13 protein-coding genes and 1 pseudogene are annotated in these 12,121 nt (G+C 63.7%); 7 read left to right on the forward strand and 7 right to left on the reverse strand.

Annotated elements, in window-relative coordinates; genetic code table 11:
• Window positions 1-28 precede the first annotated feature (28 nt).
• Together VGN93_RS07800 and VGN93_RS07805 are read right to left on the reverse strand one after the other, a co-directional pair.
• Window positions 29-1,783 (reverse strand): hypothetical protein, encoded by a 1,755-nt coding sequence (locus VGN93_RS07800; RefSeq protein WP_327506997.1) that lies wholly within the window; start codon window positions 1,781-1,783, stop codon window positions 29-31.
• 62 nt (window positions 1,784-1,845) lie between these two features.
• Complete coding sequence (locus VGN93_RS07805; RefSeq protein ID WP_319323736.1) at window positions 1,846-2,475, reverse strand: MarC family protein; 630 nt, start codon at window positions 2,473-2,475, stop codon at window positions 1,846-1,848.
• Between the two features lie 238 nt (window positions 2,476-2,713).
• Between VGN93_RS07805 and gyrA the strand changes: the two genes are divergently transcribed.
• Window positions 2,714-5,512 (forward strand): DNA gyrase subunit A, encoded by a 2,799-nt coding sequence (gene gyrA, locus VGN93_RS07810; protein WP_327506998.1) that lies wholly within the window; start codon window positions 2,714-2,716, stop codon window positions 5,510-5,512.
• Between the two features lie 169 nt (window positions 5,513-5,681).
• Here gyrA and VGN93_RS07815 read toward each other — a convergent pair whose 3' ends face one another.
• Window positions 5,682-5,828, reverse strand: a complete 147-nt coding sequence (locus tag VGN93_RS07815) for a hypothetical protein (protein ID WP_319323734.1) — start codon at window positions 5,826-5,828, stop codon at window positions 5,682-5,684.
• Window positions 5,829-5,837: 9 nt separating this feature from the next.
• The gene (locus tag VGN93_RS07820) at window positions 5,838-5,963 is read right to left on the reverse strand and encodes a hypothetical protein (protein ID WP_256115919.1); all 126 of its coding nucleotides are present in this window, start codon (window positions 5,961-5,963) and stop codon (window positions 5,838-5,840) included.
• 248 nt (window positions 5,964-6,211) lie between these two features.
• Here VGN93_RS07820 and coaD point away from each other — a divergent pair, with 248 nt between their 5' ends.
• From coaD to tgt, 6 genes are all read left to right on the forward strand, one after another.
• Complete coding sequence (gene coaD, locus VGN93_RS07825) at window positions 6,212-6,700, forward strand: pantetheine-phosphate adenylyltransferase (RefSeq protein ID WP_319323733.1); 489 nt, start codon at window positions 6,212-6,214, stop codon at window positions 6,698-6,700.
• Window positions 6,701-6,740: 40 nt separating this feature from the next.
• Window positions 6,741-7,301 carry a peptidylprolyl isomerase gene (locus VGN93_RS07830; protein WP_319323732.1) on the forward strand — a complete coding sequence of 187 codons (561 nt, stop codon included), beginning with the start codon at window positions 6,741-6,743 and terminating at the stop codon, window positions 7,299-7,301.
• A gap of 81 nt (window positions 7,302-7,382) precedes the next feature.
• Window positions 7,383-7,898 carry a peptidylprolyl isomerase gene (locus tag VGN93_RS07835; RefSeq protein WP_319323731.1) on the forward strand — a complete coding sequence of 172 codons (516 nt, stop codon included), beginning with the start codon at window positions 7,383-7,385 and terminating at the stop codon, window positions 7,896-7,898.
• A 78-nt stretch (window positions 7,899-7,976) separates the two neighbouring features.
• Window positions 7,977-8,426, forward strand: a complete 450-nt coding sequence (locus tag VGN93_RS07840) for a DMT family transporter (RefSeq protein WP_319323730.1) — start codon at window positions 7,977-7,979, stop codon at window positions 8,424-8,426.
• An 8-nt stretch (window positions 8,427-8,434) separates the two neighbouring features.
• Window positions 8,435-9,496, forward strand: coding sequence for a tRNA preQ1(34) S-adenosylmethionine ribosyltransferase-isomerase QueA (queA, locus tag VGN93_RS07845; RefSeq protein WP_327506999.1), 1,062 nt, complete (start codon window positions 8,435-8,437; stop codon window positions 9,494-9,496).
• Window positions 9,493-10,623, forward strand: a complete 1,131-nt coding sequence (gene tgt, locus VGN93_RS07850; protein WP_327507000.1) for a tRNA guanosine(34) transglycosylase Tgt — start codon at window positions 9,493-9,495, stop codon at window positions 10,621-10,623. Before queA ends, tgt begins: the two co-directional genes overlap by 4 nt.
• 9 nt (window positions 10,624-10,632) lie before the next feature.
• Here the strand turns inward: tgt and VGN93_RS07855 are convergent, their stop codons facing one another.
• The 3 genes and pseudogenes from VGN93_RS07855 to VGN93_RS07865 form a co-directional block, all read right to left on the reverse strand.
• Entirely contained in the window at window positions 10,633-11,055 is a 423-nt protein-coding gene (locus tag VGN93_RS07855; protein ID WP_327507001.1) for a DUF4864 domain-containing protein, read from the reverse strand.
• Window positions 11,056-11,250: 195 nt separating this feature from the next.
• Complete coding sequence (locus VGN93_RS07860; protein WP_327507002.1) at window positions 11,251-11,784, reverse strand: GNAT family N-acetyltransferase; 534 nt, start codon at window positions 11,782-11,784, stop codon at window positions 11,251-11,253.
• Between the two features lie 182 nt (window positions 11,785-11,966).
• A pseudogene (locus VGN93_RS07865) lies at window positions 11,967-12,121 on the reverse strand (IS30 family transposase); the annotation flags it as partial.

Genomic DNA, 12,121 nt, shown 5'->3' on the forward strand with positions numbered 1-12,121 from the left:
GGGTGGACCCAAAGCCGCCGTCCCTGTTTTAGCTCGCGACGTTGCGGAGGCTTCCCCGCGCGAGATTGCTCAGCTGCTCGCGGTGGATCGTCTGTAGTTTGGGGGCGTGCGCCGGGAGGAGTTCGATCAGGGCTTCCGCCGCGGCTTGCAGCATGGCGAGCGCCGGCTTCTCGCGCGGCGGCGTGAAGCGATCGAGGCTCGTCATGAATTGTTCGAAAACCGCGCGGGAGGCGATGATCGCCTGGTGCATGTCGACGTCGAACTCGTTCGGCTGGGTGGTGATCGTGACCGAGCCGTTCCCGGCATGCGCGGCGACGGCCGAGCCGTCGAGCGACGCGTTCAGGCCTTCAAGGAACACGCGGTACTGGAAGAAATCGCGCCGCACCAGGGTATCGTATTTGGTTTCGTCCGGGGACACGGTCGGGTCGGTCACCAGTATGCACGGGCGCAGCCTGTCCTGAAGCTCCAGGCGATCGATGAGATGGGTCAGTGAATTGCCGGTTCCCACCACATCGATCAGCAGGGTCCGCGCGCCGAGGCGGCCACGCAGATAGGCCTCGTATTCGGTCGATTTGTCGTAACACAGCGTGCGCGACACCTGGAAATAGGACGCGGGCGGCATGCCGGCGCGGGCGAAATGGGTGGATGCCAGCATGTGATGCCACAGATTGCAATCGCGCGACGCCGCCAGAATCGTGTCCGCGCCGAAACGCTCGGCGCAATGCAGCGCCCAGAAGGCGCCCAGCACCATGAGGGGCAGGTTGACCGCGGCCTGCGCCTTCAGCACGTTGTGGATGGCGGGGTCGCGATGGAAGGTCTTGAGCCGCGTTTCCCGCAGCGCATGGGCGTAGGGCGCAAGGCCCGCGCTGTGAAGAATCTCTTCCGTGCGGTCCCATTTCGAGATGCTGACCAGCGTCGGGTTGATGCCGGCGGCGGCGGCACCGACGATATCCGCGTGGATGTTGTCGCCGAAATGCGTGCGGATCGTGTGTTCCGCGAGGATGCTCGGCCAGATGACGCGGTGATGCTTGCCGTAGTTGCTGAGGTAGAGCTTGTTGTCCAGGCCGCATTTCTCCGTGAGGATGCGGCTGACGAAGGCGTAGGGCAGGTACATGTCGGAGATGATGATGTCGTGCGCATCGACGCGCGCGACGACTTCCTGGATCGGGAAGAGCATGTCCCACTCTTCTTCCAGCTCGAGCAGGCGCGTGCTTTCGGCCTGCGCCTCCGTCAGGGTCGCTTCGGCGACGAGGGCCGCGTAGATGTCGTCCAGGCCATAGGTGCGGCGGCCGAACATGGCCATCTCGACCGCGTGGCGCCGCGTCGCAAAGCCGGCAATGCCGCATTTCGCCTCGACGCTGCGAAACACTTCCAGGGGATTGTTGCAGCGGCGCGCGACCAGCGTATCGAAAAGGTCGAAACTCTGGATATGCGTGTGGAGGTCGGACGCGTTTTCTTCCAGCGTGTGAAGAATTTCCGTCTTGGCATAATCGCCGTTCGGATTGAGGAAATTGCCGGAGAACATCAACCGGCCGGTGCCATCGGTCACCGGAAGCATCACACAGGTCGCCTTGCCGAGCTTGTCGACGATTTCCACCGTCTCGCCGTTCAACCGCCAGAAGGACTCGTTCGGATGGCTGTAGCCGGCGATGAAGCCGTTCTTCTGGAAGATGAACCGGTCGCTGATCTCCTCGCCCCGCGGTTCCGCACGGAAGGTGAACGTTCTGGAGGTAAGCTGGTCGACGGTGATGGGAGACGCATTCACATGGGGTGCGGGAATCATATGGAGGACCCTGGTTCGAGTTGCCGCAACGCTAGGCAGCGACGCTTGAGCCAGGCTGGCTTTTACCCGGCAAAGGCCGATTTCACGCCGTCCACCACGAACTGCACCGCCAGCGCCGCCAGGATCACGCCGAGCAGGCGCGTGAGGATCGCGCGGCCCGTCGCACCGAGGAACCGGTCGATGCGCTCCGCGATGACGAGCGACAGGAACAGGATGACGAGGCAGAGCGCCAGCACGCCGATGAGCGCCATGCGTTCGAGCGCGGAAGGGAAGGAGCCGGAGAGCAGGATCGTCGCGGAAATGGCGCCGGGGCCGGCGATGAGCGGCAGTGCGAGCGGGAAGACGGCGATGTTGTGGATGTGGTCGCGGGTGATCGCCACCTCGCTGGTCTTTTCCTTGCGCTCGTTGCGGCGCTCGAAGATCATCTCGAAGGCGATCCAGAACAGCAGCAGGCCGCCGGCGATGCGGAAGGCGCCGATGGAGATGCCGAGCAGCGACAGCACGCCGGCCCCCGTCAGCGCGAAGACGGCGAGGATGCAGAAGGCGATGAGCGAGCCGCGCAGCGCCACCTGCTTGCGCTGCGGCCGCGTCATGCCGACGGTCAGCCCCAGGAAGATCGGCGCGAGACCGGGCGGGTCGATGGTCACGAGCAGGGTCGTGATCGCATTGACCAGAAGATCGACAGTCAGCATGAAGGCGTTCCCCTCGCCGTTGCACGGCCGATTGTCCCGGCCTTGGGGGCCTATTGTTAGGTGAGGGCGGCCCGCAAGGGAAGGGTGGTCCGGGCCTTGCGACGGCGATGCCACGAAAATGCGCAAATTACCGGATTTACCTCGCAAAAGCCTGTTCAAAACCCTCCGCAAAATTGGCGCGGCAGGCGCCGGTAGGCTATAAAACAAGACTGATTCTGAACAACGATCGTGATCAAAATTGACAGAGCAATCGACACCCGGCGGCAAAAACCCACCCGGCATTGAGCCTATTTCCATCATCGAGGAAATGCAGCGGTCGTATCTCGACTACGCGATGAGCGTGATCGTGTCCCGCGCGCTGCCCGATGTGCGCGACGGCCTGAAGCCCGTGCACCGGCGTATCCTCTACTCGATGAGCGAGATGGGCGTCGACTGGAACAAGAAATACGTCAAGTCGGCCCGCGTCACCGGTGACGTGATGGGTAAATACCATCCGCACGGCGACTCGGCGATCTACGACGCCCTTGCCCGCATGGCGCAGGACTGGTCGCTCCGCCTGCCGCTGATCGACGGCCAGGGCAACTTCGGCTCCATCGACGGCGACCCGCCGGCAGCCCAGCGTTACACGGAATGCCGCCTCGAAAAGGCCGCGCACGCGCTGCTCGACGACCTCGACAAGGAAACCGTCAACTTCCGCGACAACTATGACGGCACGATGAGCGAGCCCGTCGTCGTGCCCGCCAAGTTCCCGAACCTGCTGGTCAACGGGGCAGGCGGCATCGCCGTCGGCATGGCGACGAACATTCCGCCGCACAACCTGACCGAAGTCATCAACGGCTGTATCGCGCTGATCGACAATCCGGCGATCGAACTGCTCGACCTGATGCAGCACATTCCGGGTCCGGACTTCCCGACGGGCGCGCTGATCCTCGGCCGCGCCGGCATCCGCCAGGCCTACGAGACCGGCCGCGGCTCCGTCATCATGCGCGGCCGCGCCCATATCGAGCCGATGCGCGGCGACCGCGAGCAGATCATCGTCACGGAAGTTCCCTTCCAGGTGAACAAGTCGTCGATGATCGAGAAGATGGCCGAACTGGTGCGCGACAAGCGCATCGAGGGCATTTCGGACCTGCGCGACGAATCCGACCGCCAGGGCTACCGCGTCGTCATCGAATTGAAGCGCGATGCCAATGCCGAAGTGATCCTCAACCAGCTCTACCGCTACACGCCATTGCAGACCTCCTTCGGCTGCAACATGGTGGCGCTGAACGGCGGCAAGCCGGAGCTGATGACGCTGCTCGACATGCTGCGCGCCTTCGTCTCCTTCCGCGAGGAAGTCGTCAGCCGCCGCACGAAATACCTGCTGCGCAAGGCGCGCGACCGCGCCCATGTCTTGGTGGGCCTCGCCATCGCCGTCGCCAATATCGACGAGGTGATCAGCCTCATCCGCCGCGCGCCCGATCCGCAGACGGCGCGCGAGCAGTTGATGGAGCGCCGCTGGCCGGCCAAGGACGTCGACGTGCTGATCAAGCTCATCGACGACCCGCGCCACCGCATCAACGAGGATCTTACCTACAATCTCTCGGAAGAGCAGGCCCGCGCCATCCTCGAACTGCGCCTCGCCCGCCTGACGGCGCTTGGTCGCGAGGAAATCGACGAGGAACTCAACAAGATCGGCGAGGAGATCAAGGACTATCTCGATATCCTGTCGTCGCGCCTGCGCATGATGGACATCGTTAAGAACGAACTCGCCGCCGTGCGCGACGAGTTCGGCACGCCGCGCCGTACCGAGATCCTCGAAGGCGGTCCGGACATGGACGACGAGGATCTCATCGCCCGCGAGGACATGGTCGTCACGGTCTCGCACGCCGGCTACGTCAAGCGCGTGCCGCTCGCCACCTACCGCGCGCAGCGCCGCGGCGGCAAGGGCCGTTCCGGCATGGCCATGAAGGACGAGGATTTCGCGACCCGCCTGTTCGTCGCCAACACGCATACGCCGGTGCTGTTCTTCTCCTCGCGCGGCATCGTCTACAAGGAGAAGGTCTGGCGCCTGCCGATCGGCACGCCGCAGTCGAAGGGCAAGGCGCTCATCAACATGCTGCCGATCGAATCCGGCGAACGCATCACGACGATCATGCCGCTGCCCGAGGACGAAACGACGTGGGAAAACCTCGACGTGATGTTCACGACGACCCGCGGCACGGTTCGCCGCAACAAGCTGTCGGACTTCGTCCAGGTCAACCGCAACGGCAAGATCGCGATGAAGCTCGAGGAAGAGGGCGACGAAATCCTCAACGTTGAGACCTGCACCGAGAACGACGACGTGCTGCTGACGACGGCGCTCGGCCAGTGCATCCGCTTCCCGGTCGATGACGTGCGCGTCTTCGCCGGCCGCAATTCGGTCGGCGTGCGCGGCATCTCGCTGGGTGCCGGCGACCGGATCATCTCGATGACGATCGTCAGCCATGTGAATGCCGAGCCGTGGGAACGCGCCGCCTATCTGAAGCGCTCCGCAGCCGAACGCCGCGCCAGCGGCGTCGACGAGGAGGATATCGCGCTCGTCGGCGAGGATGTCGGCGAAGTGGGCGACCTTTCGGAAGATCGTTATCAGGGGCTGAAAGGGCGCGAACAGTTCGTGCTCACGGTGTCGCAGAAGGGCGTCGGCAAGCGGTCGTCTTCCTATGACTTCCGCACCTCCGGCCGCGGCGGCAAGGGTATTCGCGCAACGGACACGTCGAAGACCAGCGAGATCGGCGAACTGGTCGCGGCCTTCCCGGTCGAGGACAAGGACCAGCTGATGCTCGTCTCCGACGGCGGTCAGCTGATCCGCGTGCCGGTCGCCGGCATCCGCATCGCCAGCCGCGCGACGAAGGGCGTCACGATCTTCTCGACGGCCAAGGACGAGAAGGTGGTGTCGGTCGAGCGCATCAGCGAGCCGGAAGGCGACGATGACGTGGAAGTGATCGGCGTCGAAGGCGAGATCGAAGCCGAAGTCGATACCGAAGCGGGGGATGCGGCAGCACCCGGCGAGGAATAAGCCCTTCGCATCTTGCAGACATGGAAAAGCCGGACGGGGAGGGAACGACCGTCCGGCTTTTCATTTGATGCGGGCAGCCTGGAGGAAAGGCCACCCGCTCTGACAGCGACATACGTCCTACGGCGTCTCTTTTGCACGTCGGAACGCGCGAGCGCCGCAGGGGGACGTGCTAGACGCCAAAGCCGCCTGCTTCTGTTTTCACCTTCACCGCCTTCATTTCCGCACGATCCCGCTTGAGTTCATGGATGGTGCGGGCGAAATCGAAGGTAAAGACGGTGGCGATGAAGATGGTGGAAAGGATTGTGAGCGCAGCCATCGCAGGTCCTCAGCGCAGCCACTTGCCGCGTGCGGCGAGCTTGTCGGCGGCCGGGCGATCCTCTTCGCGCAGCGCGTGGATCGTCGCTGCGGTGAGCGCGATGAACATCGTCATGCAGAGTAGAGCGAGTGCCATTGTGGTGTTCCTTCAAGCCTAAGGAAACGCATTACTTGTTTCGATGTGTTCGGTTTGAAGAATGCGCGAGCGCGATCTTTGTTCCCGACCCCGATGCTGTCATTTAGACATGCGCGCCTGAAGTGCTCTTGAACGGCCTATTCATGCCGGGTTCATAGTCTTGGCGGGGGACAGTGCGGGATGCGGCGGACCGCACCCTTGCGAAAACGGGCGGTCCATGACAAAAGGCGGCAAACGGGACCCCGCCGATGACAGTCGCCTTCTACCCTGGCTCTTTCGATCCGATCACCAACGGCCATATCGACGTGCTGGTGCAGGCGTTGAACGTGGCACCCAAGGTCATCGTCGCGATCGGCATCCACCCGGGCAAGACGCCGATCTTCTCCTTCGAGGAGCGCTCGGACCTCATCCGCCAGTCGATCACCGAGGCGATGCCGACTCGGGCAGGGGATGTCAGCGTCGTTTCCTTCTCGAACCTCGTCGTCGATGCGGCGCGCAAACACGGCGCGCACCTGTTGATCCGGGGCCTGCGCGACGGCACGGATCTCGATTATGAAATGCAGATGGCCGGCATGAACCGCCAGATGGCACCGGACGTGCAGACCATCTTTCTACCGGCGGGCGTCGCCTCGCGGCCCATTACCGCCACATTGGTCCGCCAGATCGCGGCGATGGGCGGCGATGTCAGTGCTTTCGTGCCGGCGCCCGTCTTCAAGGCTCTGCAAGCCCGCAAGTAAGGGCTGAGCGCAATCACCCTGAACTCTCAAGGGAGCTATCATGAACATCCTTCGTCTCGCCTTTGCAGGAGCCCTCTTCCTCGCGGGCGCCAGCCTTGCCCAGGCCGCCGATTTCCTCACCATCCAGCTGAAGGACGGCCCGGTCGTCATCGAACTCAATGCGCAGGTCGCACCGAAGCATGTCGAGCGCATGAAGGCGCTGGCCGCCGCCGGTGAATACGACAATGTCGCCTTCCACCGCGTGATCGAAGGCTTCATGGCGCAGACCGGCGACGTGCAGTACGGCGATCTGGCCGATGGCTACCAGGCGCAGGCGGCCGGCACGGGCGGCTCCAGCCAGGCGGACCTGCCGGCGGAATTCTCCAACGTGCCCTTCGAGCGCGGCACGGTCGGCATGGCGCGGTCGCAGGACCCGAACTCCGCCAACTCGCAGTTCTTCATCATGTTCGCGCCCGGCGACTTCCTGAACGGCCAGTACACGGTCGTCGGCAAGGTGGTTTCGGGCATGGAAAACGTCGACAAGATCAAGCGCGGCGACGATGCAAACAACGGTTCCGTGACCGACCCTGACCGCATGGTCAAGGTTACGGTCGGCAAATAATCCCGCTTTTTATTTTCTGCCTGTTGTAATCGCAAAACCGCTTCACACTTTTGCGCAACACGCTTTTGAAGGAGAACGACCATGGCCGAGATCAAGGATCCGGAAAACACCATCATCATGGAAACCACCAAGGGCAAGGTGGTCATCCAGCTTTTTCCGGATCTCGCTCCGGGACACGTCGCACGCGTGAAGGAACTGACGCGCGAAGGCGCCTATGACGGCGTCGTGTTCCACCGCGTCATCGAGGACTTCATGGCGCAGACCGGCGACGTGCAGTACGGCAAGACCGGCGGCAAGGACTTCAACCCGGCCCGCGCCGGCATGGGCGGCTCGGAAAAGCCGGACCTGAAGGCCGAGTTCTCCAACACGAACCACGTGCGCGGCACGTGCTCGATGGCCCGCAGCCAGATGCCGAACTCCGCCAACGCCCAGTTCTTCATCTGCTTCACCGACGCCCCCTGGCTCAACAAGCAGTATTCCGTCTGGGGCCAGGTCATCGAAGGCATGGACAATGTCGATAAGATCAAGCGCGGCGAGCCCGTGCGCGATCCCGACAGCATCGTCTCCATGAAGGTTGCCGCCGACGCGGCTGCCTGATAGAGAACGATCGATTTCGACTGCGCTCGCCCCGGCGGGCGCGGTTTTTCTTTGTGCGCTTTTCAAGAGACACCCGATATGGCTGCTTTTCTCTGGGCGCTGCTCGGCATTGCGGCCGGCGCGTGCATCGCAATCCAGGCTCCCATCAATGCACTGCTCGGCCGCGGGCTCACCATGCCGGTTGCCGCCGCCTGCGTCTCGTTCCTGTCGGGTGCTGCCATCCTCGCCCTCGTGGTGCTGGCGACCGCCTCCTTCGAGGGCCGGGCGCCGGACTGGCGCGGCCCGGCCTTCTGGCTCTATGTCGCCGGCGGTGCGCTCGGCACGGTCTATGTCACCACCGCGATCTTTCTGACGCCCCGCATCGGCGCTGCCGCCGTTATGGCCTTCGCCGTCTCCGGCCAGCTTCTCGCCGGCATTTTGCTCGACCGCATCGGCTTCCTCGGCATGGCGGTGCGGGAATTGTCCCTCGGCCGCATTGCCGGCGCCATGCTGCTCGTCGTCGGTGCGCTGATGATCCGTTTCTATTGAGCCCCGCCATGCGCGTCGACCTTTTCGATTTCGATCTGCCGGAAGACAATATCGCGCTGCGCCCGGTCAGCCCGCGCGAAGCCGCGAGACTGCTCGTCGTGCGCCCGGCAGCCGACACGCCCTGCGAAGACCGCACCGTGGGCGACCTGCCATCGCTGCTCAGGGCCGGCGACGCGCTGGTCTTCAACGACACCCGTGTCATACCCGCCCAGCTGGAAGGCATCCGCCACCGCGAAGGCGCCGGCGGCCAGAAGGTTTCGGCAACGCTGCACATGCGCATCGCCGGCGACCGCTGGAAGGCTTTTGCCAAGCCCGGAAAACGCATCAAGCTGGGCGATCGCATCACATTCGGCGACAGTCTCACGGCAATCGTCGAGGCGAAGGGCGAGGGTGGCGATATCACCCTGCATTTCGATACCTCCGGCCCCGAACTCGACCGCGCCATCGCCACCGTCGGCCATATCCCGCTGCCGCCCTACATCGCCTCCAAGCGCGAGGACGACGAGGCGGACCGGCGCGACTACCAGACGATCTATGCCCGCGAGGAGGGCGCCGTTGCCGCCCCGACCGCCGGCCTGCACTTCACCGACGCGCTCTTCGAGACGCTCGATGCGCTCGGCGTCGAGCGCCATTTCGTGACGCTGCATGTCGGCGCCGGCACCTTCCTGCCGGTCAAGGCCGACGACACGACCGAGCACGTCATGCACGAGGAGATCGGCTACGTCTCGCAAGAGACTGCCGACGCGCTCAACGCGGTCAGGGCGAGGGGCGGGCGCATCGTCTCCGTCGGCACGACGTCGCTGCGTCTGCTCGAAAGTGCCGCCGACGCGGACGGCACCATCAAGCCCTGGTCCGGCGCCACCGGCATCTTCATCACGCCCGGCTACCGCTTTCGCACCGCCGACATGCTGATGACCAACTTCCACCTGCCGAAGTCGACGCTGTTCATGCTCGTCTCCGCCTTTTCCGGCCTGGAGACGATGCGCGGCGCCTATGCGCATGCGATCGCGACCGGCTACCGCTTCTATTCCTACGGCGACTCCAGCCTGCTTTTCCGGGACGACCGATGACCGAGACCTTCAAATTCAAACTGTTGGCCACCGACGGCAAGGCGCGACGCGGCGAGGTTTCCATGCCGCGCGGCACGATCCGCACGCCGGCCTTCATGCCCGTCGGCACGGCGGGCACCGTCAAGGCGATGTATCTCGACCAGGTGCGCGACCTCGGCGCCGACATCATCCTCGGCAACACCTACCACCTGATGCTGCGCCCCGGCGCCGAGCGCGTTGCACGCCTCGGCGGCCTGCCCGAGCTCATCCGCTGGCAGTATCCGATCCTCACCGACAGCGGCGGCTTCCAGGTCATGTCGCTCTCGGGCCTGCGCAAACTCGACGAGCAGGGCGTCACCTTCAAGAGCCATATCGACGGCGCGATACACCACATGTCGCCGGAGCGCTCGATCGAGATCCAGGGCCTGCTCGGCAGCGATATCCAGATGCAGCTCGACGAATGCGTGGCGCTGCCGGCGTCGCCCAAGGAAATCGAGCGCGCCATGGAAATGTCGCTGCGCTGGGCCGAACGCTGCAAGGTGGCCTTCGGCGACCAGCCGGGCAAGGCGATGTTCGGCATCGTGCAGGGCGGCGATATCCCGCAGCTGCGCGTGCGCTCCGCCGAGGCATTGTCTGGCCTCGGCCTCAAGGGCTACGCCATTGGCGGCCTTGCCGTCGGCGAACCCCAGGAGGTCATGCTCGACATGATCGACACGACCATGCCGCACCTGCCGACCGAAAAGCCGCGTTACCTGATGGGCGTCGGAACGCCGGACGACATGCTGAAATCCGTCGCCCGCGGCATCGACATGTTCGATTGCGTGATGCCGACCCGCTCCGGCCGCCACGGCCTGGCCTTCACCCGCCGCGGCCGCATCAACCTGCGCAACGCCCGCCATGCCGAAGACATGCGCCCGCTCGATGAGGAATCGAATTGCCCCGCCGCCCGCGACTATTCGCGCGCCTACCTGCACCACCTCGTCCGCGCCAACGAATCGCTCGGCGGCATGCTTTTGACCTGGAACAACCTTGCCTACTACCAGGACCTGATGGCCGGCATCCGCAAGGCGATCGAAGAGGGCCGCTTCGCCGATTTCATGGCGGAGACGCAGGAAGGCTGGGCGAGGGGCGACATCGCCGCGCTCTGACTGGGAAAATCAGATTTCCGGCCCCGGCGCCGCGCGCACCATGTGCACGCCATTGATCTTGTAGCTGCCGTCCGGCTGCTTCACGACCTGGTAGAGCGCCGTCCAATCCTTGCCGTCCGGCCCGGAGATGAGCACCTCCTGCACCACCATGTCGCCGGTCACCTTGGAACGGCCGAAGGCAAAATTGCCCGGCCGGTAGACTGGCGCATAACCCTTCTTCACCATGTCGAAAAAGGCGCTTTCGCTCGGGAATTTTCCCCGGATGGTCGGCGAGGCGAAGGAATAGGCCGTCTTGGCATCGTCGTTCAGGAAGGCGGTGATCTGGCTCTGAATGACGGTCTGCACCGTATCGACCGGCTCGTCGGCCCGCACGGCTTCCAGCGGAAGGAGACAGAGGGAAACGCAAAGGAACACGGCGGCAGGCAATTTCATGGCGCACACTCCTTTTGGCGAGAGGTAGAGTAGCACGGGAATTTGCAAAGAGCCGCATTGGATATACGTGGCCTCACTTTGCGAAGATTTTTCTATAGTTTTCTATTTTAAAACAAAGCAATATATGAACTATTTAAGGTCATGATTTAACATCACTTATTCGTGATGTCAGGGGCAGGGCCGCCTCGAAATGCCCTATGAAGCAGTCTGGTCCTTGCGGTAGATCACGATGTCGGACCCCTGATATGTCGATCGGGCAAACGCCTGGAATCCGTGCCGCTCGGCGAGGCGTCTGGAAGCCGTATTCTGCTCATCGATGATGCAGGTGACCGGAATGCCGTAATGGTTCGTCGTCGCCCATGACCACATGGCATTGAGGGCCTCGCTGGCATAGCCGCGGCCCTGGACGCTGGGGATGAGGCACCAGCCGGCTTCCATGGAGTTCTCGATGCTGGGCGTGAGGGCTCTGCGCATCTCGTGAAACCCGGCTTCTCCGATGAGCTGGCCGGAGAGCTTGTCCGTGATCGCCCAGAACCCGAAACCCATGACGCTCCACATGCCGATATGGCGGAGCATGCGGGCCCAGGACTGCTCGCGCGACAAGGGCGTTCCGCCAATGTAGCGCACGACCTCCGGCATCGCCCACATCGCCGCCGTCGCGTCGAGGTCGTCAATTTGAAAGCCGCGCAAGACGAGGCGATCGGTTTCGAGCAGAGGAATGTCGGGCATCTGGATATCGCGGTGAAGAAGCTGAAGGGCGGCGCGCCGAATCTAAAGGCAATCTACTCTCGAACGCGTGGGATAGTCGACATCTCAAACGTGGGATTGTGGCCTGGGAGCGGGCATGGTGGGCCGCCAGAAGATGGAGAAGCTAACCCAAGTGCATCATGGCCGTGCTGGAGGGTAGGGGATCATCGCCCCTCCAGCAAATGGGCGGCGAAGACCTCGGCGGGTGTCCTGTACCCCAGGCACCTTCGCGGCTGATCATTCAGGTGGCGGGCGAGTTGGGTGAGATCGCGCTGTGATACGGCTGCCAGATCCGTGTCACCTGGCATGAAGCGGCGAA

Origin of the sequence: Shinella sp. (genome assembly GCF_035998705.1) — a bacterium.
Taxonomy (GTDB): Bacteria; Pseudomonadota; Alphaproteobacteria; order Rhizobiales; family Rhizobiaceae; genus Shinella.